Here is a 23,036-nt window from a genome sequence, read left to right as displayed (position 1 = left end):
GCGAGCGATCGGTTTAGGGGCGGCGCCTGATTTTGAGCGGGCGCCGCCTTCTTTCCCGCACAAATTCCCATTTAAGACAGAGGTATTAAGAGAAATGGCGAAGGAAAAGTTCGAGCGGAACAAGCCGCACTGCAACATCGGCACCATCGGTCACGTCGACCACGGCAAGACCACGCTGACCGCGGCGATCACCAAGGTGATGGCTGAAACCTATGGCGGTGCGGCCGTCGATTTCGCAAACATCGACAAGGCGCCGGAAGAGCGCGAGCGCGGGATCACGATCTCGACCGCGCACGTCGAATACGAAACCGAAGCGCGCCACTACGCGCACGTCGACTGCCCTGGCCACGCTGACTATGTGAAGAACATGATCACCGGTGCGGCGCAGATGGACGGCGCGATCCTGGTGGTGAACGCTGCCGACGGCCCCATGCCGCAGACCCGTGAGCACATCCTGCTCTCGCGTCAGGTCGGCGTGCCCGCGCTGGTCGTGTACCTGAACAAGGTCGACCAGGTCGACGACGAGGAAATCCTCGAGCTCGTCGAGCTGGAAGTTCGCGAACTGCTGAGCGCCTACGACTTCGACGGCGACAACATTCCGATCGTCAAGGGTTCGGCTCTGGCCGCTCTCGAAGGTCGCGACGACAACATCGGCAAGGATTCGATCATCGAGCTGATGAAGGCCGTTGACGAGCACATCCCGCAGCCGGAGCGTCCGGTCGACCAGGCCTTCCTGATGCCGATCGAAGACGTGTTCTCGATCTCGGGTCGTGGTACGGTTGTGACCGGCCGTGTCGAAACCGGCGTTGTGAACGTTGGCGACGAAGTCGAAATCGTCGGCATCAAGGACACTTCGAAGACGACCGTCACTGGCGTCGAAATGTTCCGCAAGCTGCTCGATCGCGGTGAAGCCGGCGACAACATCGGCGCCCTGATTCGCGGCGTTGCCCGTGAAGACGTCGAGCGTGGCCAGGTCCTCGCGAAGCCGGGTTCGGTTACGCCGCACACCGAGTTCAGCGCCGAAGTCTACGTGCTGTCGAAGGACGAAGGTGGCCGTCACACGCCGTTCTTCGCCAACTACCGCCCGCAGTTCTACTTCCGCACCACCGACGTGACCGGCGAAGTGATCCTTCCCGAAGGCACGGAAATGGTGATGCCGGGCGACAACGTGACCATCTCGGTCAAGCTGATCGCGCCGATCGCGATGGATGAAGGTCTTCGCTTCGCAATCCGCGAAGGTGGCCGCACCGTCGGTTCGGGGGTTGTCAGCAAGATCACCGTCTAATATAGGCGCTTCCACCGGCGGGGGATTCGATTCCCCGCCGGTCAGATTTCACGAGGGCCGCCCCTCACCGAAAACTTCGGTTTGGTGGGGCGGTTCTTTATTTTTGAAGGGTGGCCCAGACGGGGTGGCTCTTCGTGGCTCTTTCGCATCGGTAGACTAGGACATGGACGCACAGAATATCCGTATTCGCCTCAAGGCCTTCGACCACCGCGTGCTCGACCAGGCAACGGGCGAGATCGCGGATACTGCACGCCGCACCGGCGCGCTCATCCGTGGACCTATTCCCCTGCCGACGCGCATCGAGAAGTTCACCGTGAACCGCGGCCCGCACATCGACAAGAAGTCGCGCGAGCAGTTCGAGGTGCGCACCTACAAGCGGCTGCTCGACATCGTGCAGCCCAACGCCCAGACGGTCGACGCGCTGATGAAGCTGGACCTCGCCGCGGGCGTGAACGTCGAAATCAAGCTGGCTTGATTTTGGCTGCCCGGCCAGGCCGGGCGCTGGTCCTTCCGGTCGGACGTTAAACGACCGGACGAGTTTTCAAGTCCGCCTCGTGCGGCACGGGTTCTCGCTTTTGCGAGGGTCGCGTTCGGAAGGTCTTCGGGTCTTCTTCACTTGAGATACCGCCGGAGCATGCTCCGGGCTGCGTCTCCCGTCTCGCGCTTCATGCCTTGTTGCATGGGCGCAATCAGCCCGGACGGGCGATGCATCAAAACTTCGGGCTGGGGTCGTTGATAACGGCCCGTCACGCACGGCGGGAATGGTCCCTTCGTGCCTCTGGTTTAGGAGTTTAACGATGCGCACTGGCGTAATCGCCAAGAAGGTCGGGATGACCCGCCTGTTTCAGGAAGACGGCCGGCACGTTCCCGTGACCGTGCTCGCTCTGGAAGGGTGCCAGGTCACCGCCAACCGCACCGCAGACCGTGATGGCTATTGGTCCGTCCAGGTCGGTTCGGGTGAAGCGAAGCAGAAGAACGTCAACAAGTCGCAGCGCGAAGCTTTCGCGAAGGCGGAAGTTGGCCTGAAGATGAAGGTTGCGGAATTCCGCGTCGAGGGTGAGGACGCGCTCCTTCCCGTCGGCGCGACGATCACCGCCGATCACTTCATCGCCGGCCAGAAGGTTGACGTGCAGGGCTACACGCAGGGCAAGGGCTTTGCCGGTGCGATGAAGCGCTGGGGCTTCGGCGGTCTGCGCGCCACGCACGGCGTTTCGCTGTCGCACCGTTCGCACGGTTCGACCGGTAACCGTCAGGATCCGGGCCGCGTGTTCAAGAACAAGAAGATGGCTGGCCACATGGGCGACCGTCAGCGCACGCAGCAGAACCTCGAAATCGTCCGTACGGATACCGAGCGCGGTCTGCTGTTCGTCAAGGGCTCCGTGCCCGGCGCGAAGAACAGCTGGATGCTGGTTGCAGACGCGGTGAAGCTGCCGATGCCGGCCGATGCGCCGTTCCCCGGTGCGATGCGCCGCAACGCCGACGAATTCTCGAGCGACGACGCCGATGCCGGCCTGGTCGAGAGCGGTGCGGAGCACGAGGTGCACACCGAAGTGACGCCCGAGCAGCAGGAAAAGCTGATGCAGCAGCAGGATGCCGGGGCTGACGCCGAAGGCACCGACGAAGGCAAGGAGTCCTGATCGTGAAGATCGCGGTACAGAAAATCGACGGCGGTAAGGCCGGCGAGATCGAGCTCAACGATGCCGTGTTCGGTGTCGAGCCTCGCGCCGACATCCTTCACCGCGTGGTGACGTGGCAGCTGGAAAAGCGCCGCGCGACCGCCCGCCCGACGCGTGAGCGTTCGGACGTGGCCCGCACCGGCAAGAAGTTCGGTCGCCAAAAGGGTTCGGGCGGCGCTCGCCACGGCGATCGCGGCGCTCCGATCTTCATCGGCGGTGGTAAGGCGCACGGCGCCCGCCTGCGCGACTTCAACCCGTCGCTGAACAAGAAAATCCGTTCGCTCGGCCTGCGCATGGCGCTGTCGAGCAAGGCCAAGGACGGCCTGGTCATCGTCGACAGCCTCGAGCTGAAGGACGCCAAGACCAAGGCTCTCAAGGGTCACTTCGAAAAGGCCGGTTTCAACGGCAAGGTGCTGGTGATCGACGGCGAAAGCGTGAACGACGGTTTCAAGATGGCTGCGGGCAACCTGCCCGGCGTCAACGTGATCCCGGCGATCGGCGCCAACGTCTACGACATCCTGAAGCACGATACGCTGGTCCTCACCAAGGATGCGGTCGAAAAGCTGGAGGCGCGCTTCAATGGCTAAGAAGCAGGAAATCGACGCGCGGCACTACGACGTGATCCTCGCGCCGCACATCACCGAAAAGGCGACGCTCGCGAGCGAGAACAACGCAGTGGTCTTCAAGGTGGCGAACGACGCCACGAAGCCGCAGATCCGCGATGCGGTGGAAGCGCTGTTCGACGTCAAGGTGACCGGGGTGAACACCATCGTCACCAAGGGCAAGGTCAAGCGCTGGCGGGGCAAGCCCTACCGTCGCAACGACATGAAGAAGGCGATCGTGACGCTCAAGGACGGCGATTCCATCGACGTCACGAGCGGCATCTGAGGAGCTAGGACGGAACCATGGCACTCAAGAATTACAAGCCGACCAGTCCGGCCCGTCGCGGCCTGATCCTGGTCGACAAGTCCGGGCTCTACAAGGGCAAGCCGGTCAAGGCGCTTACCGAAGGCAAGCGCAAGACCGGCGGTCGCAACAACAAGGGCCACGTCACCAGCCGCGGGATCGCGGGCGGTCACAAGCAGAAGTATCGTTACATCGACTTCAAGCGCCGCAAGTGGGACGTGGAAGGCACCGTGGAGCGGATCGAATATGATCCCAACCGCACCGCCTTCATCGCTCTGATCAAGTATGCCGACGAAGAGCTGGCCTACATCATCGCGCCGCAGCGCCTCGCCGTTGGCGACAAGGTGATCGCGGGCGAGCGGGTCGACACCAAGCCGGGCAACGCGATGCCGCTGGGCAACATGCCGGTCGGCACCATCATCCACAACGTGGAGATGAAGCCGGGCAAGGGCGGGCAGATCGCCCGTTCGGCAGGCGCCTACGTCCAGCTGGTCGGTCGCGACCGTGGCATGGTCATCGTGCGTCTCAACTCGGGCGAGCAGCGTTACCTGCGGGCCGATTGCATGGGTACGGTTGGCGCGGTCTCGAACCCCGACAACCAGAACCAGAACTTCGGCAAGGCCGGTCGCACCCGCTGGAAGGGCCGTCGTCCGCTTACCCGCGGTGTCGCCAAGAACCCGGTCGATCACCCCCATGGTGGTGGTGAAGGCAAGACCAGCGGTGGCCGCCATCCGGTGACCCCGTGGGGCAAGCCGACCAAGGGCGCCCGCACCCGCAAGAACAAGCAGACGGACAAGATGATCATCCGTTCGCGCCACGCGAAGAAGAAGAGGTAATCGCAGCAATGGCACGTTCCGTTTGGAAAGGTCCGTTTGTGGAACTCAGCCTTCTGAAGAAGGCCGAGGACGCACAGGAAAAGGCCAGCACCGCGCCGATCAAGACCTGGTCGCGCCGCTCCACCATCCTGCCGCAGTTCGTTGGGCTGACGTTCAACGTCTACAACGGCCACAAGTTCATTCCCGTGTCCGTCTCGGAAGAGATGGTCGGCCACAAGCTCGGTGAATTTGCGCCCACGCGCACCTTCCCGGGTCACGCCGCAGACAAGAAGGGCAAGCGCTGATGAGCAAGCAGAAAGCTCCCCGTCGCGTCGCCGATAACGAGGCGCTGGCAGTTGGCACCACGATCCGTGGGTCGGCCCAGAAGCTGAACCTCGTTGCCGAGCTGATCCGCGGCAAGAAGGCTGAAGAGGCGTTGAACATCCTCGCCTTTTCGAAGAAGGCGATGGCCAAGGACGCGAGCAAGGTGCTCGCCTCCGCGATCGCCAATGCCGAAAACAACCACGATCTCGACGTCGACGCACTGGTCGTCGCCGAGGCAAGCGTGGGCAAGTCGATCACGATGAAGCGGTTTCACACGCGCGGTCGCGGCAAGTCGACCCGCATCCTGAAGCCCTTCAGCCGCCTGCGCATCGTCGTGCGCGAAGTCGAGGAAGCGTAAGATGGGCCAGAAGAGCAATCCGATCGGTCTGCGCCTGCAGATCAACCGCACCTGGGACAGCCGCTGGTACGCCGAAGGGCGTGACTATGCCAAGCTGCTCAAGGAAGACATCGAGATCCGCAAGCACATCGTGAATTCGCTGCCGCAGGCCGCGATTTCGAAGGTGGTGATCGAGCGTCCGGCCAAGCTGTGCCGCATCTCGATCTACGCTGCGCGCCCCGGTGTCATCATCGGCAAGAAGGGCGCCGACATCGAGAAGCTGCGCACGACGCTTTCGCGCATGACCGAAAGCGAAGTGAAGCTGAACATCGTCGAGATCCGCAAGCCGGAAATCGATGCCAAGCTCGTTGCGCAGGGCATTGCGGACCAGCTGGTTCGCCGTGTGGCCTTCCGCCGTGCGATGAAGCGCGCCGTGCAGTCCGCGCTGCGTCTGGGTGCCGAAGGTATCCGGATCACCTGCGGCGGCCGTCTCGGCGGTGCGGAAATCGCGCGCGTCGAATGGTATCGCGAAGGCCGCGTGCCGCTTCACACCCTGCGTGCGAACGTCGACTATGCCGAAGCCGAAGCGCTGACCGCGTACGGCATCATCGGCATCAAGTGCTGGATCTTCAAGGGTGAGATCCTCGCCCACGATCCGACCGCGCAGGACCGCCTGATGATGGAAGCGCAGACTTCCGGCGTGCGTCCGGCGCGCTGATTGCAGGATTAGGAAAGAACCATGCTGCAACCGAAACGAACCAAGTATCGCAAGGCCTTCAAGGGCCGGATCCATGGCAATGCCAAGGGCGGTACCGAACTGAACTTCGGCTCTTACGGGCTGAAGGCGATGGAACCCGAGCGGATCACCGCTCGCCAGATCGAAGCGGCCCGCCGTGCGATCACGCGTCACATGAAGCGCCAGGGGCGCCTCTGGATCCGCGTGTTCCCCGACGTGCCCGTGTCCAAGAAGCCTGCCGAAGTCAGGCAGGGTAAGGGCAAGGGTTCGGTCGAATACTGGGCCGCACGCGTGAAGCCGGGCCGCATCCTGTTCGAACTCGACGGCGTGTCCGGCCCGCTGGCCGCCGAAGCGTTCGAACGTGCCGCCATGAAGCTGCCGATCAAGACCAAGGTTGTCGCGCGTCTGGGCGACACCTCGCACCTGGGAGGCGAATAGTGAGCACCACTGAAGATCTGCGCGCCAAGAGCGACGACCAGCTGACCGCGGAGCTTACCGAGCTCAAGCGTGAGGCGTTCAACCTGCGTTTCCAGGCAGCGACCAACCAGCTCGAGCGTCCCGCTCGTGTTCAGGAGGTCCGCCGGACGATCGCGCGCATCAAGACGCTGCAGAGCGAGCGCACCCGCGCCGCTGCGGCGAAGAGCAAGGCGTAAGGAGTAGACCATGCCCAAGCGTATTCTGATTGGTCGGGTCACTTCCACCAAGACCGACAAGACCGTGACCGTGCTTGTCGAACGCAAGGTGAAGCACCCGCTGTACGGGAAGATCATCCGGCGCTCGAAGAAGTATCACGCCCACGATGAGAAGAACGAGTACGAACTCGGCGACATCGTGCGGATCGAAGAGACCAAGCCGATCTCGAAGACCAAGACCTGGGCCGTGAAGGACCGGGTCGTCGCGGGTGGCGTGCAGGCGGTTGATGCCGACCTCGACGTCGAAGCCGCGAGCAACAGCTAAACAGACGTTTTAGGAACTGCCGGGCAACTGTCCCGGCAAGCCAAGAGAAGGAACCGGATCGATGATCCAGATGCAGTCCAATCTCGACGTCGCGGACAACAGCGGCGCAAAGCGCGTCCAGTGCATCAAGGTGCTGGGTGGCTCTAAGCGTCGGTTCGCGAGCGTCGGCGACGTGATCGTGGTTTCCGTCAAGGAAGCCCAGCCGCGCGCGAAAGTGAAGAAGGGCGACGTTCACCGTGCGGTGATCGTTCGCACGAAGAAGGATGTCCGCCGCCCCGATGGCAGCGTGATCCGCTTCGACTCGAACGCCGCGGTGCTCGTCAACAAGAACGAAGAGCCGATCGGCACCCGTATCTTCGGCCCGGTGGTGCGCGAATTGCGCGGCCGCGGCTTCATGAAGATCATCTCGCTTGCTCCGGAGGTGCTGTAATGGGCATGGCCAAGATCAAGAAGGGCGACAACGTCGTCGTGCTTTCGGGCAAGGACAAGGGCAAGACCGGTACGGTCGCCCAGGTTCTGCCGAAAGACGGCAAGGTCGTGGTGGAAGGCGTCAACATGATCGCCCGTCACCGCAAGCCCAGCCAGACGAACCCGCAGGGCGGGATCGATCGCTACGAAGCGCCGATGCACATCGCCAAGGTGGCTCTCGCCGATCCCAAGGACGGCAAGCCGACCCGCGTGCGCATCGAAGAACGCGACGGCAAGAAAGTGCGCGTCGCCGTGAAATCCGGGGAGACCATCGATGGCTGATTACACGCCCCGCATGAAGGCCAAGTACGAGAACGAAATCGTCAAGGCCATGACCGAGAAATTCGGCTACACGAACCGTCTTCAGGTCCCCAAGCTCGAGAAGATCACGCTCAACATGGGTGTGGGCGAGGCGAGCCAGGACAAGAAGAAGGTCCAGACCGCAGCCGAGGAAATGGCGCTGATCGCGGGCCAGAAGCCCGTCATCACCAAGGCCAAGAAGTCGATCGCACAGTTCAAGCTGCGCGACGGCATGCCGATCGGTTGCAAGGTCAACCTGCGTCGTGACCGGATGTACGAATTCCTCGATCGTCTGGTGACGATCGCGATGCCGCGCATTCGCGACTTCCGTGGTCTGAACCCGAAGAGCTTCGACGGCCGTGGTAACTACGCCATGGGTCTGAAGGAGCAGATCATCTTCCCCGAGATCTCCTACGACCAGATCGAAAAGGTCCGGGGCATGGATATCATCGTGACCACCACCGCGAAGACCGACGAGGAAGCACGCGAACTGCTGCGCCTGTTCGGTTTCCCGTTCCCGGCCGAAGCAAAGGCCGACGAAGAGAAGGAGGCGGCGTGAGCCGCTCTCCGCTGAAGCAAGAAACGAAGAGAGCTTAAGTCCAATGGCGAAACTGAGTTCCATCAACAAGAACGAGCGTCGCAAGAAGCTCGTCAAGAAGTACGCGGACAAGTACGCAAAGCTTAAGGCGATTGCCGACGATACCTCGCTCGACGAGAGCGAGCGTCTCATCGCGCGCCTGAAGATGGCTGAAATCCCGCGCAACGCGAACCCGACCCGGGTCCGCAACCGCTGCTCCACGACCGGTCGCCCGCGCGGCTACTACCGCAAGTTCGGCATCAACCGCATCGAACTGCGGAACCTGGGCAACAAGGGCATGATCCCTGGCCTGACCAAGTCGAGCTGGTGAGGAATCGATAGATGGCTATGACCGATCCCCTGGGTGACATGCTCACCCGCATCCGCAACGGCCAGCAGGCGAAGAAGGACTCCGTCCTTTCGCCGGCGTCCAAGCTGCGCGCGAACGTGCTCGAAGTGCTCCAGCGCGAAGGCTACATTCGTGGCTACAGCGAAGACGACACCGGCAAGCACAAGGCGCTGCGGATCGAACTGAAGTATTTCGAAGGCGAACCTGCGATCAAGCATGTCGCCCGCGTGTCCAAGCCGGGCCGTCGCATCTATTCGGCCAGCCGCGAGCTGCCGACGGTGCGCAACGGCCTTGGCATCACGATCGTCTCGACGCCGCGCGGCGTGCTTTCCGACGCGGAAGCCCGCAGCCAGAACGTCGGTGGCGAAGTGCTGGCGGAGGTGTTCTGATGAGCCGCATCGGCAAACGTCCGGTTGCGATCCCGAGTGGGGTCGAGGCCAAGATCGATAACGGCACCCTTTCGGTGAAGGGCCCCAAGGGCACCCTCACCATGGGCCTGTCGGACCTCGTGTCGTACAAGCTGGAAGACGGCTCGATCGCGGTCGACCCGGTCAACGACAGCAAGCCTGCGCGCAGCCACTGGGGCATGCAGCGTACGATGGTGTCGAACCTGGTCGAAGGCGTGACGGACGGCTTTTCCAAGACGCTGCAGATCAGCGGTGTCGGTTACCGTGCGAACGCCCAGGGCAAGACCCTGAAGCTGCAGCTCGGTTACAGCCACGACGTCGACCTCACCGTGCCCGAAGGCCTGAAGGTGGAAACGCCCGATCAGACCACGGTCATCATCAGCGGGATCGACAAGCAGGCCGTTGGCCAGTTCGCCGCTGAAATCCGCCGCTGGCGCAAGCCCGAGCCGTACAAGGGCAAGGGCATCAAGTACCAGGGCGAGTATATCTTCCGCAAGGAAGGGAAGAAGAAGTAAGATGGCAAAGCTTTCCCTCTTTGAACGTCGCCGCCAGCGCGTGCGCACCGCGCTTCGCAAGAATGCCGGTGGCAAGCCGCGCCTGTCGGTCCACCGCACCGGCAAGCACATTTACGCGCAGATCATCGACGATTCCGCCGGCAAGACCCTTGCCAGCGCATCGACGCTGGGCGTGAAAGGCTCGACCGCGAATATCGACGCCGCCAAGACGGTCGGCTCGAGCATCGCGGACGCCGCCAAGAAGGCGGGCGTGACCACGGTCGTCTTCGATCGCGGCGGGTTCCTGTTCCATGGCCGCGTCAAGGCGCTGGCCGATGCCGCCCGTGAAGGCGGGCTGGAGTTCTGATGATGGCTGACGAAAACAACACCGAAAGCACGCCCGAGCAGGCGCCCGGCGTTCCCGAAACCCCCGAAGTTGCGAAGGCCAAGGCCGACGCAAACGTCGCGGAAGCGGAAACCGAGCATGCGGTGACGAAGGAAGAGCCGGCGATCGCCGACACGCCTTCCGAAGCAGCTGACAACCAGAGCCCCGCACAGGGTGCCGAGGGCCAGCCGCGCCAGGGGCGTGGTGGTCGCGGTGGCGATAATCGTGGCGGTGGTAACCGCGATGGTGGCCGTGGTCGCGGTCGTGGTGGCCGCGATGGCAATCGTGGTCGTCAGGAAGAAGATGACGGCATCATCGAGAAGCTGGTTCACATCAACCGCGTCTCGAAGACGGTGAAGGGCGGTAAGCGCTTCGGTTTCGCCGCGCTCGTGGTGGTTGGCGACGGCCAGGGCCGCGTCGGCTTCGGCCACGGCAAGGCCCGCGAAGTGCCCGAGGCGATCAGCAAGGCTTCGGCCGCTGCGCGCAAGCACATGATCCGCGTCGCCCTCAAGGAAGGCCGCACGCTGCACCACGACGGTAAGGGCCGTTTCGGTGCCGGCAAGGTGACCGTCCGCACCGCGCCTCCGGGTACCGGCATCATCGCCGGTGGTCCGATGCGCGCCGTGTTCGAAAGCCTGGGTGTGGCCGACGTGGTGACCAAGTCGGTCGGCACGTCCAACCCCTACAACATGATCCGCGCAACCTTCGATGCGCTGCAGGATCAGAGCTCGCCCAAGTCGGTGGCGCAGCGTCGCGGCAAGAAGGTCGCCGACCTGCTGTCGCGCGGTGGCACCAGCGAAGCGGAAGCCGAGGCGGATGCCGCGGCTCTCACGGAGTAATCACTGATGGCTAAGATCAAGCTCAAGCAGATCGGCTCGCCCATCCGGCGTCCCGAAAGCCAGAAGAAGATCCTGATCGGCCTCGGCCTGGGCAAGATGCACCGGGTGGTCGAACTGGAAGATACCCCCGAAGTGCGCGGCGCGATCGCAAAGCTGCCGCACATGGTGGAGGTGGTCGAGGGCTAAACGGCCCTTCGACTGGAATTGACGGCGGCGGCCCGCTCGGTGTAGCGGGCCGTTTCCATTTTTATCAGCGCGAAGAAAAGCGAAAGCGAGTGCATCATGGCATTTAAACTCAACGAGATCAGCGACAACGAAGGCGCCCGCAAGGGCCGCATGCGCATCGGCCGGGGCATCGGCTCGGGCAAGGGCAAGACCGGTGGGCGCGGCCAGAAGGGCCAGAAGGCCCGTGAAGGCGTCGCGATCAAGGGCTTCGAAGGCGGCCAGATGCCGCTGCACATGCGTCTGCCGAAGCGCGGGTTCAACAACCCCTTCGGCAAGGACTACGCGGAAGTGAACCTGGGCATGGTCCAGAAGTTCATCGACGCCAAGAAGCTCGACGCCAAGAAGGACATCGACCACGCAGCGCTCAAGGCCGCAGGCCTGGCCCGCGGTGGCAAGGACGGCGTACGTCTGCTGGCCAAGGGCGAGCTGACCACCAAGGCGACCTTCACGGTGGCCGGCGCCAGCAAGGGCGCGATCGAAGCGGTCGAGAAGGCCGGCGGCAAGGTGGAAGTCATCGCCGCCAAGCAGCCCGAGCACGAGAAGAAGGCTGCTCGCACCAAGGCGAACAAGGAAGCGGGCTCCAAGGCCTGATTTCGGGTAATCGGGCGCGGGGGTTCGACAACCGCGCCCGCCACACCTATCTCTCTCTGCGGCAGCCGGCATAGCCCGGTCGAATTTGCAGGATCACGGTTTTCTCATGGCATCACGCGCCGATAATCTCGCGTCCAACCTCAGTTTGGCGAATTTCTCCAAGGCGACGGAACTGCGCCAGCGGATCTGGTTCACGGTCGTTGCCCTGATCGCGTTCCGCTTCCTCAGCTTCGTCCCTCTGCCGGGTGTGAACCCGCAGATCCTGGGCGACCTGTACGACCAGACGCGCGGAGGCGTGCTCGACCTGTTCAACACCTTCTCGGGCGGCAGCCTTGAGCGCATGAGCCTCATCGCGCTCGGCGTGATGCCCTACATCACCGCCTCGATCGTGGTGCAGATGGCCTCGGCCCTGCATCCCACGCTGATGGCGCTGAAGAAAGAAGGCGCGACCGGGCGCCAGAAGCTCAACCAGTACACCCGCTACGGCACGGTGTTCCTGTGTGTCATCCAGGGCTACTTCCTCGCCACCGGGCTCGAAAGCTATGGTGCGCAGAGCGGGCTGCAGGCGGTCGTCGACCCGGGCATCATGTTCCGCATTGGCGCGGTCATCAGCCTCGTGGGCGGAACCATGCTGCTCCTGTGGATCGGTGAACAGATTACCGCGCGCGGCATCGGCAACGGCGTCTCGCTGATCATTATGGCCGGCATCGTCGCCCAGTTCCCGAGCTTTGCGAGCAACATGTTCGAAGGCGGGCGGACCGGTGCGATCAGCGCGGGCGTGATCATCGGCTTCATCGTCATGATCATCGGCCTGATCCTGTTCATCAGCTTCATGGAGCGCGCGCAGCGCCGTCTGCTGATCCAGTATCCCAAGCGTGCGACCCAGCGCGGCATGATGCAGGCGGATCGCAGCCACCTGCCGCTCAAGATCAATACCTCGGGCGTGATCCCGCCGATCTTCGCCAGCTCGCTGCTGCTGCTGCCGCTAACGATCAGCCAGTTCGCTGGCAGCTCGGTCGACCCCAACAGCGGGGTGGGGCGCACGATCAACCAGCTGAACTTCTACCTCCAGCATGGGCAGCCCATCTACATGGCGCTGTACGCGATCCTGATCGTGTTCTTCTGCTTCTTCTACACGGCGGTGGTGTTCAATCCGGAGGAAACTGCGGATAACCTGAAGAAAAATGGCGGGTTCATTCCCGGCATTCGCCCGGGCAAGCGGACTGCCGAATATCTGGATTATGTCCTGACCCGTATTACCGTGGTCGGCGCGGCGTACCTGACACTGGTCTGCGTGCTGCCCGAATACATGATCGCGCAGACCGGCATTCCGCTGTTCCTCGGCGGCACCAGCCTGCTGATCGTGGTCAACGTGACGGTGGATACGATCAGCCAGATCCAGTCACACCTGCTGGCACACCAGTATGGCGACCTTATCAAGAAGGCGAAGCTGAAGGGGCGGTTGCGCTAAGGCGCCCGCTGCCTCTAAGCCGCCTGCGCTGATCGAGCGTGGCGAGGGGACACAGGCATCATGAACATCATTCTTCTGGGGCCTCCGGGCGCAGGCAAGGGGACGCAGGCGCACCGGCTCGTCGATCATCACGGCATGCGCCAGCTGTCGACCGGCGACATGCTGCGCGCAGCGGTCAAGGCGGGCACGCCCGTCGGCAAGCAGGCCAAGGCGATCATGGACGCGGGCGAACTCGTCTCCGACGATATCGTCTCTGCGCTGATCGACGACGAGCTGGCTTCCATGTCGGCCGATACCGGCGCGATCTTCGACGGCTATCCGCGCACCCGTGCGCAGGCGGAGCAGCTCGATGCGCTGCTCGCGAAGCATGGCCGCAAGCTCGACCGGGTGATCGAACTCCAGGTCGACGAGGAAGCGCTGGTCGACCGGATCACCGGCCGGTTCACCTGCGCCGCGTGCGGCGAGGGCTATCACGACCGGCACAAGCCGCCGCAGACCGAAGGCGTGTGCGACAAGTGCGGCAGCACCGAGTTCAAGCGCCGGCCCGACGACAACGAAGAGACCGTGCGTCACCGCATGGAGGTCTACCGCTCCGAAACCGCGCCGATCCTGCCCTACTATGAGGAACAGGGGCTGGTTGCGCGGGTCGACGGGATGGGCTCGATCGAAGAGGTTAGCTCCAGCATCGACGCGCTGCTGGAAGGCTGATCTGCCTCCTAGGCGGTTTCCTTTGCCGCGCGCCCGTGGAATAGCGGGCGCGTGAAAGGGAGCCTCTCGATGATCCGTACTGCCGCCAAAGCCCTGGCCCTGCTGGCCGCGCCGCTGATTGCCGCCGTGCCTGCTGGTGCCGAGGTGACCGAAAGCTCGCCCACCCATTTCGTTGTCCGTCACGCGGTGGATGTCGACGCCAGCCCCGAGGACGCGTGGCTCGCGCTGATCGCGCCGGGCGACTGGTGGAACGATTCCCGCACCTGGTCTGCCGACGCATCGAACATGACGCTGACGCCGCAGGCGGGGGGCTGCTTCTGCGAGAAGATCCCGGCCGAGGACGGGCCCGACAGCTACGGCCTGGAAGGCAGCGTTCAGCATATGATGGTGGTGCAGGCAGTGCCGCACAAGGTGCTGCGCATGCGGGGCGGGCTGGGGCCGCTGCAGAGCGAGCCGGTCGACGGGGTGATGACGATCACGCTTCAGCCGATTGAGCGCGAGGAGGGTGAGCCTGCGGGCACGCGGATCACGTGGGAATACGTCGTCGGCGGAACGATGCGGTTCAAGATCGACGAGATATCCAAGGCGGTTGACGGGGTGATTGGCGAACAGGTGCTCGGCCTGGCCAAGGCGCTGGGGGGCCCGATCGATGCAGCAGAGGAAGAGGACGGCGATTCGTTCGATTCGGCGTTCGGCGCGGGCACCGGGGAGGGCGAGGAGACGCCGACCACCGGCATTCCCGAAGGGCGCTGATCGTTCTCGTTCAGGGCGCGGTCGCAACCAAGCGGCGGCTGTGCCGCGCAGTTGTGGGGGACATCTGCCGCACGCCGGTTTTGACAGAGCCCCGCACACGGGCTAGATTCGGTCTCACGAACAGGGTCGCGTATGGTCGCTTTCGCGGCCGGCGCGATTATTCGCGCGTAGCTGTTGACGCTATGCGCTCTCACGCCTATGTGCGCCGTTCGTCCGATTCATTGCATCATTGCAGCACCGGCCCGGTCTTCGCGCCTGCCGGTTTTTGTCCGTCCGGATGGCGGTGATGCAGCGAACCGATGAAACTCGCGATGAGATAGGGGTGCACCGCTGTTGCGGATCGCCAAGCCCCTGTGGAGCATGGAGAAGTAAGTGGCTCGTATTGCCGGGGTCAATATCCCCACCAACAAGCGCGTGATCATTGCGCTTACCTATATTCACGGAATCGGCCGTACCAAGGCCGTCGAGATCGCCGACAAGCTCGGCATTGATCACAAGACCCGCGTGCAGGACCTCACCGACGAGGAAGTGCTGCGGATCCGTGAAACGATCGACGAAGAGCACACGGTGGAAGGCGACCTTCGCCGTCAGACCGCGATGAACATCAAGCGTCTGATGGACCTTCGTTCCTACCGCGGCCTGCGCCATCGCGCCGGTCTGCCCGTTCGCGGCCAGCGCACGCACACCAATGCGCGCACCCGCAAGGGCAAGGCCAAGCCGATCGCCGGCAAGAAGAAGTAAGCGCGCGAACAGCGCTTCACTTCGTCTCTCTTCTGTCTTCTTTCCTTAAGGGGAATATCCAATGGCACGCGAACCAGGCCGCATTCGGCGCCGCGAGCGGAAAAACATCTCCAGCGGCGTGGCGCACGTCAACGCCAGCTTCAACAACACCATGATCACCATCACGGATGCGCAGGGCAATGCGATCAGCTGGTCCAGCGCCGGGATGATGGGCTTCAAGGGCAGCCGCAAGTCGACTCCCTACGCCGCACAGGTCGCGGCGGACGATGCCGGCAAGAAGGCCGCCGAACACGGCGTCCGCACGCTGGAAGTCGAAGTGAAGGGCCCGGGTTCGGGCCGCGAAAGCGCGCTGCGTGCGCTGCAGGCGGTGGGCTTCACCATCACCAGCATCCGCGATGTGACGCCGATCCCGCACAACGGGGTCCGTCCGTCCAAGCGGCGTCGCGTCTGACCTGATCCTGCCCGGCGGTGGGAGCCGTTCCCTCCGCCGACATTTTCCGGGCCGGTCACGCTTCTTCCCCCCACCGAGAAGCGCCCGGCCCCAGCCGATCTTGCATTCCTAGGGGACATCCATGGCCGTCAACACCAAGAACTGGCAGGAACTGAAAAAGCCCACCTCGCTCGAATTGAAGGACACCGGCGCCGACAAGAAGCGCAAGGCAACCTTCGTCGCCGAACCGCTCGAGCGCGGATTCGGCCTGACGCTGGGCAATGCCCTGCGCCGCGTGCTGCTCTCCTCGCTTCAGGGTGCCGCGATCACCTCGATCAAGATCGAGAACGTGCTCCACGAATTCTCCAGCCTCGCTGGCGTTCGTGAAGACGTGACCGATATCGTCCTCAACGTGAAGCAGATCGCGCTCAAGATGGAAGGCGAGGGCCCCAAGCGCCTGCAGCTTTCCGCGACCGGTCCGGGTGCCGTCAAAGCGGGCGACATTGCCGTTTCCGGCGACATCGAGATCCTGAACAAGGATCTCGTGATCTGTCAGCTCGACGAAGGCGCGACGCTGAACATGGAACTGACCGCGGATACCGGCAAGGGCTACGTCCCCGCCGTGCAGAACCGCCCGGCCGATGCGCCGATCGGTCTGATCCCGGTCGACTCGCTCTACTCGCCGATCAAGCAGGTGAGCTACAAGGTCGAGAATGCTCGCGTTGGCCAGGAACTGGACTACGACAAGCTCAACCTGACCATCGAAACCGACGGCACCGTCACCCCTGAAGACGCCGTGGCCTACGCCGCGCGCATCCTGCAGGACCAGCTGACCCTGTTCGTCCACTTCGAAGACGGCATTCCGCAGCCTTCCAGCCCGATGATCGGGATGGCCGCAGAGCCGCAGGAATCGGACGCCAACCAGCTCAACCGCTACCTTCTCAAGAAGGTCGACGAACTGGAACTGTCGGTCCGCTCGGCAAACTGCCTCAAGAACGACAACATCATCTATATCGGCGATCTGGTCCAGAAGACCGAAGCCGAGATGCTGCGCACGCCGAACTTCGGCCGCAAGTCGCTGAACGAGATCAAGGAAGTGCTCTCCAGCATGGGCCTGCGCCTCGGGATGGACATCCCTGGCTGGCCGCCGGAGAACATCGAGGAAATGGCCAAGAAGCTCGAACAGGAACTGCTCGGCTAACTCCGCTTACGGGCATGGGCCGGACCCGCAATTCCGGCCCGTACCGGGGTACCTCGTACGGCCCCCTTACAAACGAAGGATTGAATAATGCGTCACGGTATTTCGCAGCGTAAGCTTGGCCGCAAGTCGGGCCACCGCACCGCCATGTTCCGCAACATGTCGGCCGCGCTGATCAAGCACGAGCAGATCGTCACCACGCTGCCCAAGGCGAAGGAACTGCGCCCCTACATCGAAAAGCTGATCACGCTGGCCAAGCGTGGCGGCCTTTCCAACCGTCGCCTCGCGATGGGCCGTCTGCAGGACGAAACCCAGCTGAAGAAGCTGTTCGACGTTCTGGCGGAGCGCTATTCGGACCGTGAAGGCGGTTACACCCGCATCATCAAGGCAGGCTACCGCGCTTCGGACAGCGCGCAGCTCGCGGTCATCGAATTCGTCGATCGCGACGAAGATGCCAAGGGCCTCGATTCGGGCCCGGTGATGACCGAGGAAGACGAATACGACGACGCGTAAGCGCTGCTCGCAAGACCAGTTCGAGAAGGGCCGCCGGGGCAACCCGCGCGGCCCTTTTCCTTTGGGCCGCGACACTTACGGAACCCAAATCGGCGAAGCGCGGTTTCTCTCACCAAGGAGAAACGACATGCGTATTGCAATCGCGGCGTCGAGCGCACTCGCGCTCGCGTTCGCCGTGCCCGTGCTTGCCCAGAACAACGGGAATGGAAACGGCAATGGAAATAGCCAGGGTGCCAAGGCCAATCCCGGGAAGGGCCCGGGCGCAGGCAAGCGCAATTCGGGCAACCCGCGCGGCGGCCCGCCCGCGATGCGGGGCAACGGAAACGGGCCGGGCAACGGCAAGGCCGAGCGCGGACAGGGCCCGGCTCCGGTGGCGCAGCGTGGCAATCCGACCGACCGCCTCGAGCGCGAGCTGGATCGCCGGGTCGATCGGCGGCTAGAGGATGAGGTCCGGCGCGGTGCCAACCGTGCCGCACGCGAGGTGACCGATCGCCTGGGCGGCGATGCTCGCGAAGTGCTCACGCGGTTCGACCGCGCGGATCGGCCGCTGCGCGGCTTCTGCCCGCCGGGGCTCGCCAAGAAGAACAATGGCTGTCAGCCGCCCGGGCAGGCCAAGAAGTTGCGGAGCGAGCGCTTCGGCGGCTACTACGGCTCCGCCTATCCGCAGCTTTCGGGCAGCGACTGGCAGTATTACGACGGCTACGCCTACCGCCCCTCGCGCGGGGGCGTGATCGATGCGCTGGTTCCGCTGGTCGGCGGGGCGCTGTTCAGCGGCAACCAGTGGCCGGCCGCCTATGATCAGTACCAGGCACCCACCTATTACGCGGACTATTTTGGGCGCAATTCGGATGCCCGCTATTACTACGCCGATCAGACGCTGTTCTCGGTCGACCCGAAGGATCAGGCGATCATGGGTATCGCCGCACTTCTGACGGGTGACGACATCACTGTCGGCCAGCGCCTGCCTGCCGGGTACGATGCGTATAATGTGCCTTACGCCTATCGCGACCGATATCGCGATGGACCCGATGCGATGTATCGCTACAGCGACGGCTATGTTTACCAGGTCGACCCCACGACCCGAGTGGTCGCTGCGGTCATCGATCTTTTGACGTGAGGACAATGATGAAGAAGACGATCATCCCCGCATTGGGGGCGCTTTCCCTCATGCTGGCCGGATGCGGTGCTGGAGACGAGGCGGCCGATCCCGTCGAATCCACTGCAACGGCAGGCTCGCAAGATCTGGCCGCCACCATCGCCGGGATCGATGACTTGTCGACCGCGGCCGAGGTGATCGGCAATGCAGGTCTGGAAGATCCGTTCGACGGGGCCGGTTCCTATACCGCCTTCCTGCCGAGCAACGCGGCCTTTGCCGCGCTGCCCGAGGGTGATCTGGAGCGGCTTCGCTCCGATGAAGGCCGGCCTGAGGTGATCGCGCTTCTGCGCGGCCATCTGGCGGTCGGTGCGATATCGCGCGAAGATCTGGACAAGGCGCTCGATGAGAACGGCGGGTCTATCGAATTGGCGAGCGTCGCGGACGAGCCCATCCAGGTGCGCAAGATCGACGGGCAGATCCTCGTCGGCGATGGCGATGATGCTCCCCACCTGACCAAGATCGCGGAAGCGGCGTCGAATGGCGTGGTCTATGTGATCGACGGATTCATCCCGCCCGAGAATTGATCCGATCCGCTGTGACGAGAGAAGGGGCCGGGGCATTCCTCCGGCCCCTTTTTCGTTTGCAGGCTTCCCTTTCGGAATCGCTATGGCACACTCGCGCGCCATGATCCGGACCAGCCTCGCCGCGCTTGCGGCACTCGCCCTGCCTGCCTCGCTCGCGGCACAGTCGACTACGCAGGAACAGCTCGATGCGCGTTACGACCGCGCGCTTGCCGCCGGTTACAAGGCGCTGTTCCTGTGCAGCGCTCTCGCCAATGCGCAGCGCAACGGGGTGGAGCGCGCGCCAGAGAGCGTCGAGGCATGGGAGCTGACCGGCATCTATCCGCGGATCGATGCGATCATCGGCGATCTGGATTACTCGATCCTGCCCGATGCCGCAGGACGCGTGGCGCTGGTCGAGGTCGAGTGGGCGGAGGACATGCCGCCGCGCTTTGCCGAAGCCTCGCACGATCAGGGCTGCCGCCTCGCGCCGATCGGGCTGGAGGCTCCCACGCCGGAAATGCGCGTGCCGCCCCGGCCGGGCGAGGAGCAGGCGAGCGCCGATGCGACGCGACGTGGCGCTGGTCTGACAATCCCGATCGTGGCGGTCGAGACAGGTGAGCGGACGCCGAAGGCCCCGCCAAGCGCGCTCGACAAAGTGATCGGGCGTGCCTTCACCCCGGACTATGGCGATGGCGCGAGAACCACCGCCGTTGTGCTTCGCCACGGGGATAGCGGCGATGGCGTTATCGGGCAGGGGCGATACGCCCCCGGCTTCGGCATGGACACGCCCCAGCGTACCTGGTCTGTCGCCAAGAGCATTGCCGCGACGCTGATCGGCGCGGCGGTCCAGCGCGGCGATGCGCAGGTGACCGACGGGCTCGCCTTCGACCAGTGGCGGTGGGACGCACGCCGGACCATCACGATCGACAATTTCCTGCGCATGGCCTCGGGCCGATACAGCGATACGCCGGGCAATCGGACCGACCCGCTCTACATGGGCGGCGCGCTGGTGGCGGAGAGCGCGACCGGATGGCCGCTGCTCCACGAGCCGGGGAGCGTGTTCCGCTATGCCAACAACGACACGCTGATGGCGGTCAAGGCGATCGAGGATACGTTCGATACCTATGATCCCGCCGACCTGTTCAGCGATATCGGGATGACCGGCACGGTCGCGGAGACCGACTGGGGGACGGACTATATCCTGTCGAGCCAGGTGTGGGCGACCGCGGACGATCTCGCGAAGCTCGGCCAGCTCTATCTGGACGACGGCGTGACGCAGAGCGGCAAGCGCCTTCTGCCCGAGAACTGGCGGGAGTATGTCTCCACGCCCAGCGGGCCGCAGCCCGATGGCGAGCTGGGCTATGGCGCGGGCTGGTGGCTGATGAACAAGAGCGAGGGTATCCCGCCGGACACCTTCGCCGCCATGGGCAACCGCGGGCAATATGTCGTCGTGGTGCCCAGCCGCGAGGTGGTGATCGTCCGGCGCGGGGAAGACCCTGTCGGCACTCGGTTCGACATCATCGCCTTCACCCGCGACATGCTCGCCGCGATGGAGTGATCCTGCGCAGCGAGTTGCACGCTGCCCGCCATCGACTAGATATCCTGCACCAGTTTCCCCGACCAACGAGAGGACGCCACCCCATGCTTCGCAACAGCCTTCTTACCGGAGCCGCCACCGCACTGGTTGCGGTCGCGATGCCCGCCGCCGCGCAGGATCTGACCGCGCCCGACTATCCCGAAACGCGCACCGGCGATGTCGTGGAAGAGCACTTCGGGCAGCAGGTCGCCGATCCCTATCGCTGGCTCGAGAACGATGTCCGCACCGACAAGGAAGTGGCCGACTGGGTCGCGCGCGAGAATGCCGTTACCGACGCCTTCCTCGCTCAGCTGCCTGGGCGCGATGTGCTGAAGAAGCGGATCACGCAGCTGACCGATTACGAGCGCTTCGGCCTGCCGACCGACAAGGACGGGCACTATTTCTACACCCGCAATAACGGCCTGCAGAACCAGAGCGTCCTCTATGTGCGCGACGGGCTGGATGGCGAAGCACGCGTGCTGATCGACCCTAATGAATGGTCGGAAGACGATGCCACCGCGCTCGCCGATTACGCGATCACCGATGATGGCACCAAGCTGCTCTACGCGATCCAGGATGGCGGCAGCGACTGGCGCACGGTCAAGGTGATGGATGTCGCCACCGGCACGGTGCTGCCCGATACGGTCGAATGGGTGAAGTTCTCCAATCTCGACTGGGCGAAGGACGGCAGCGGCTTCTACTACAGCCGCTTCCCCGCGACGGGCGAGGGCGAGACCTTCCAGGCGCTCAACACAAACCAGCAGGTCTATTTCCACACGCTCGGCACCGATCAGGATGCCGACACGCTGGTCTATGAGACGCCCCACCAGCCCGAGCTGAACCACACTGCGCAGGTGAGCGATGATGGCCGCTGGCTGGTCGTCACCAGCTCCAGCGGGACCGACGATCGCTACGAAGTGACGCTGATCGATCTGGAGCGCCCCGATGCCGACCCGATGACTTTGGTGCCGGGGTTCGAGAACAACTATTCCTATGTCGGCAACCTCGGCAGCCGGTTCTTCTTCGTCACCAACGATGATGCGCCGCTGAAGAAGGTGGTTACGGTGGATGTCACCGCGCCGCAGCAGGGCTGGAGCACGGTGATCCCCGAAAGCGAACAGACGCTCGACGGGGTGTCGCTGGTCGGCGGCAAGCTGATCGCGAGTTACCTGGTCGATGCCAAGAGCAAGATCGAGGTGTTCGGGCTGGACGGCACGCCGCAGGGCGAGGTCTCACTGCCGGGGATCGGTAGCGCGGGCGGCTTCGGCGGCGATCCGGAGCAGGCCGAGACGTTCTACGCCTTCTCCAGCTACAACCGCCCCACGACCATCTACCGCTATGATGTCGCGAGCGGCGAGAGCACGATCTGGGCCCAGCCCGAGGTCTCCTTCGACCCGGACGATTTCGTGGTCGAACAGAAGTTCTACACTTCGAAGGATGGCACCCGCGTGCCGATGTTCCTGGTCCGCAGCAAGGCCGTGGCCGAGAGCGGCAAGGCCGTGCCGACGCTGCTCTATGGCTATGGCGGGTTCAACATTTCGCTGACGCCGGGCTTCAGCCCCTCGCGCCTCGCATGGGTCGAATCGGGCGGGGCCTATGTGGTCGCCAACATCCGGGGCGGCGGCGAATACGGCAAGGCGTGGCACGATGCCGGGCGGCTGAACAACAAGCAGAACGTGTTCGACGATTTCATCGCCGCGGGGGAATACCTGATCGATGAAGGAATCACGCCGGAAGATGGCCTCGCGATTCAGGGCGGCTCGAACGGCGGCCTGCTGATCGGCGCGGTGACAAACCAGCGGCCCGATCTGTTCGCGGCGGGCAATGCTGCCGTCGGCGTGATGGACATGCTGCGCTTCGACCAGTTCACCGCCGGTCGCTACTGGGTCGACGATTATGGCTATCCCAGCAAGGAAGCTGACTGGAAGGTGCTGCGCGCCTATTCGCCGTACCACAACATCCGTTCGGGCGTGGATTACCCCGCGCTGCTGGTGACCACCGCCGATACCGACGACCGCGTGGTTCCGGGCCACAGCTTCAAGTACACCGCCGCGCTGCAGGCGGCGGATCTGGGCGACAAGCCGCAGCTGATCCGGATCGAGACGCGCGCGGGCCACGGTTCGGGCAAGCCGACCGACAAGGCGATCGAGGAAGCGGCCGACGTGCTCGCCTTCCTCGCCGCGTTCACAGGGCTCGAAATCGAGAAGTAGGGCAGGCAATTCGAGCGAAGCGGGGCCTTCGGGCTCCGCTTCGTGTTTCGAGCGCGCATCGCGAGTCGAAATGGCGCTTTGGCTTGCTGAACCAAGCTTAACGAAG

33 protein-coding genes are annotated in these 23,036 nt (G+C 63.8%); all 33 read left to right on the top strand.

Going from position 1 to position 23,036, the window contains the following annotated elements:
• The first annotated feature begins 94 nt into the window (after positions 1-94).
• A complete protein-coding gene (gene tuf, locus K7H93_RS03200; protein WP_197635650.1) occupies positions 95-1,285 on the top strand; it encodes an elongation factor Tu in 1,191 nt (396 codons plus the stop codon).
• A 163-nt stretch (positions 1,286-1,448) separates the two neighbouring features.
• A complete protein-coding gene (gene rpsJ, locus K7H93_RS03195) occupies positions 1,449-1,760 on the top strand; it encodes a 30S ribosomal protein S10 (protein ID WP_010234663.1) in 312 nt (103 codons plus the stop codon).
• Positions 1,761-2,082: 322 nt separating this feature from the next.
• Entirely contained in the window at positions 2,083-2,922 is an 840-nt protein-coding gene (gene rplC, locus K7H93_RS03190) for a 50S ribosomal protein L3 (RefSeq protein WP_230782436.1), read from the top strand.
• 2 nt (positions 2,923-2,924) lie between these two features.
• Positions 2,925-3,548, top strand: a complete 624-nt coding sequence (rplD, locus tag K7H93_RS03185; protein ID WP_197635651.1) for a 50S ribosomal protein L4 — start codon at positions 2,925-2,927, stop codon at positions 3,546-3,548.
• Complete coding sequence (locus tag K7H93_RS03180) at positions 3,541-3,849, top strand: 50S ribosomal protein L23 (protein WP_197635652.1); 309 nt, start codon at positions 3,541-3,543, stop codon at positions 3,847-3,849. Before rplD ends, K7H93_RS03180 begins: the two co-directional genes overlap by 8 nt.
• Before the next feature lie 17 nt (positions 3,850-3,866).
• Entirely contained in the window at positions 3,867-4,703 is an 837-nt protein-coding gene (rplB, locus tag K7H93_RS03175) for a 50S ribosomal protein L2 (RefSeq protein ID WP_010234673.1), read from the top strand.
• A gap of 8 nt (positions 4,704-4,711) precedes the next feature.
• Complete coding sequence (rpsS, locus tag K7H93_RS03170; protein ID WP_010234676.1) at positions 4,712-4,987, top strand: 30S ribosomal protein S19; 276 nt, start codon at positions 4,712-4,714, stop codon at positions 4,985-4,987.
• Positions 4,987-5,364: a 50S ribosomal protein L22 gene (gene rplV / locus K7H93_RS03165; protein WP_010234680.1), complete on the top strand. Its 378-nt coding sequence runs from the start codon at positions 4,987-4,989 to the stop codon at positions 5,362-5,364. The genes rpsS and rplV overlap by 1 nt, the downstream gene beginning before the upstream one ends.
• Before the next feature lies 1 nt (position 5,365).
• Positions 5,366-6,061, top strand: a complete 696-nt coding sequence (rpsC, locus tag K7H93_RS03160; RefSeq protein WP_010234682.1) for a 30S ribosomal protein S3 — start codon at positions 5,366-5,368, stop codon at positions 6,059-6,061.
• Positions 6,062-6,082: 21 nt separating this feature from the next.
• Positions 6,083-6,517 carry a 50S ribosomal protein L16 gene (gene rplP, locus K7H93_RS03155; RefSeq protein ID WP_010234684.1) on the top strand — a complete coding sequence of 145 codons (435 nt, stop codon included), beginning with the start codon at positions 6,083-6,085 and terminating at the stop codon, positions 6,515-6,517.
• Positions 6,517-6,732, top strand: a complete 216-nt coding sequence (rpmC, locus tag K7H93_RS03150) for a 50S ribosomal protein L29 (protein ID WP_010234686.1) — start codon at positions 6,517-6,519, stop codon at positions 6,730-6,732. The genes rplP and rpmC overlap by 1 nt, the downstream gene beginning before the upstream one ends.
• Before the next feature lie 10 nt (positions 6,733-6,742).
• Complete coding sequence (rpsQ, locus tag K7H93_RS03145) at positions 6,743-7,036, top strand: 30S ribosomal protein S17 (protein ID WP_010234688.1); 294 nt, start codon at positions 6,743-6,745, stop codon at positions 7,034-7,036.
• 61 nt (positions 7,037-7,097) lie between these two features.
• On the top strand, positions 7,098-7,466 hold the full coding sequence (gene rplN, locus K7H93_RS03140) for a 50S ribosomal protein L14 (RefSeq protein WP_010234690.1): 369 nt from the start codon (positions 7,098-7,100) through the stop codon (positions 7,464-7,466).
• The gene (gene rplX, locus K7H93_RS03135) at positions 7,466-7,786 is read left to right on the top strand and encodes a 50S ribosomal protein L24 (RefSeq protein ID WP_029140268.1); all 321 of its coding nucleotides are present in this window, start codon (positions 7,466-7,468) and stop codon (positions 7,784-7,786) included. Before rplN ends, rplX begins: the two co-directional genes overlap by 1 nt.
• On the top strand, positions 7,779-8,363 hold the full coding sequence (gene rplE / locus K7H93_RS03130; protein WP_029140269.1) for a 50S ribosomal protein L5: 585 nt from the start codon (positions 7,779-7,781) through the stop codon (positions 8,361-8,363). Before rplX ends, rplE begins: the two co-directional genes overlap by 8 nt.
• A gap of 43 nt (positions 8,364-8,406) precedes the next feature.
• Positions 8,407-8,712, top strand: a complete 306-nt coding sequence (gene rpsN / locus K7H93_RS03125) for a 30S ribosomal protein S14 (protein ID WP_010234696.1) — start codon at positions 8,407-8,409, stop codon at positions 8,710-8,712.
• A gap of 11 nt (positions 8,713-8,723) precedes the next feature.
• The gene (gene rpsH / locus K7H93_RS03120; protein WP_029140270.1) at positions 8,724-9,119 is read left to right on the top strand and encodes a 30S ribosomal protein S8; all 396 of its coding nucleotides are present in this window, start codon (positions 8,724-8,726) and stop codon (positions 9,117-9,119) included.
• Positions 9,119-9,652 carry a 50S ribosomal protein L6 gene (gene rplF / locus K7H93_RS03115; protein WP_010234701.1) on the top strand — a complete coding sequence of 178 codons (534 nt, stop codon included), beginning with the start codon at positions 9,119-9,121 and terminating at the stop codon, positions 9,650-9,652. The genes rpsH and rplF overlap by 1 nt, the downstream gene beginning before the upstream one ends.
• A 1-nt stretch (position 9,653) precedes the next feature.
• Entirely contained in the window at positions 9,654-9,998 is a 345-nt protein-coding gene (gene rplR / locus K7H93_RS03110) for a 50S ribosomal protein L18 (RefSeq protein ID WP_054526092.1), read from the top strand.
• Complete coding sequence (rpsE, locus tag K7H93_RS03105; protein ID WP_230782435.1) at positions 9,998-10,855, top strand: 30S ribosomal protein S5; 858 nt, start codon at positions 9,998-10,000, stop codon at positions 10,853-10,855. Before rplR ends, rpsE begins: the two co-directional genes overlap by 1 nt.
• Positions 10,856-10,861: 6 nt before the next feature.
• Positions 10,862-11,041, top strand: a complete 180-nt coding sequence (gene rpmD, locus K7H93_RS03100) for a 50S ribosomal protein L30 (RefSeq protein ID WP_010234707.1) — start codon at positions 10,862-10,864, stop codon at positions 11,039-11,041.
• A 96-nt stretch (positions 11,042-11,137) separates the two neighbouring features.
• Complete coding sequence (gene rplO / locus K7H93_RS03095; protein WP_010234709.1) at positions 11,138-11,671, top strand: 50S ribosomal protein L15; 534 nt, start codon at positions 11,138-11,140, stop codon at positions 11,669-11,671.
• A gap of 106 nt (positions 11,672-11,777) precedes the next feature.
• Positions 11,778-13,142 (top strand): preprotein translocase subunit SecY, encoded by a 1,365-nt coding sequence (gene secY, locus K7H93_RS03090; protein ID WP_010234711.1) that lies wholly within the window; start codon positions 11,778-11,780, stop codon positions 13,140-13,142.
• 60 nt (positions 13,143-13,202) lie between these two features.
• Complete coding sequence (locus tag K7H93_RS03085) at positions 13,203-13,850, top strand: adenylate kinase (protein WP_054523769.1); 648 nt, start codon at positions 13,203-13,205, stop codon at positions 13,848-13,850.
• Positions 13,851-13,919: 69 nt separating this feature from the next.
• Positions 13,920-14,603, top strand: coding sequence for an SRPBCC family protein (locus K7H93_RS03080; protein WP_230782432.1), 684 nt, complete (start codon positions 13,920-13,922; stop codon positions 14,601-14,603).
• Between the two features lie 372 nt (positions 14,604-14,975).
• Positions 14,976-15,344 (top strand): 30S ribosomal protein S13, encoded by a 369-nt coding sequence (rpsM, locus tag K7H93_RS03075; protein ID WP_029140271.1) that lies wholly within the window; start codon positions 14,976-14,978, stop codon positions 15,342-15,344.
• Positions 15,345-15,405: 61 nt separating this feature from the next.
• Positions 15,406-15,795, top strand: a complete 390-nt coding sequence (gene rpsK / locus K7H93_RS03070; protein WP_010234721.1) for a 30S ribosomal protein S11 — start codon at positions 15,406-15,408, stop codon at positions 15,793-15,795.
• A 121-nt stretch (positions 15,796-15,916) separates the two neighbouring features.
• Positions 15,917-16,975, top strand: a complete 1,059-nt coding sequence (locus tag K7H93_RS03065; RefSeq protein WP_010234723.1) for a DNA-directed RNA polymerase subunit alpha — start codon at positions 15,917-15,919, stop codon at positions 16,973-16,975.
• Positions 16,976-17,062: 87 nt separating this feature from the next.
• A complete protein-coding gene (gene rplQ / locus K7H93_RS03060; protein WP_054526089.1) occupies positions 17,063-17,485 on the top strand; it encodes a 50S ribosomal protein L17 in 423 nt (140 codons plus the stop codon).
• A gap of 127 nt (positions 17,486-17,612) precedes the next feature.
• A complete protein-coding gene (locus K7H93_RS03055) occupies positions 17,613-18,602 on the top strand; it encodes a hypothetical protein (RefSeq protein WP_230782430.1) in 990 nt (329 codons plus the stop codon).
• 5 nt (positions 18,603-18,607) lie between these two features.
• Positions 18,608-19,165, top strand: a complete 558-nt coding sequence (locus K7H93_RS03050; RefSeq protein ID WP_230782428.1) for a fasciclin domain-containing protein — start codon at positions 18,608-18,610, stop codon at positions 19,163-19,165.
• A gap of 100 nt (positions 19,166-19,265) precedes the next feature.
• A complete protein-coding gene (locus tag K7H93_RS03045) occupies positions 19,266-20,702 on the top strand; it encodes a serine hydrolase domain-containing protein (protein WP_230782426.1) in 1,437 nt (478 codons plus the stop codon).
• 83 nt (positions 20,703-20,785) lie between these two features.
• Positions 20,786-22,930, top strand: a complete 2,145-nt coding sequence (locus tag K7H93_RS03040; RefSeq protein WP_230782425.1) for a prolyl oligopeptidase family serine peptidase — start codon at positions 20,786-20,788, stop codon at positions 22,928-22,930.
• Positions 22,931-23,036 lie beyond the last annotated feature (106 nt).

The organism is Citromicrobium bathyomarinum, from assembly GCF_021021475.1.
Lineage (GTDB): Bacteria > Pseudomonadota > Alphaproteobacteria > Sphingomonadales > Sphingomonadaceae > Alteriqipengyuania > Alteriqipengyuania bathyomarina.
This window is presented reverse-complemented; position numbering and strand designations above follow the sequence as displayed.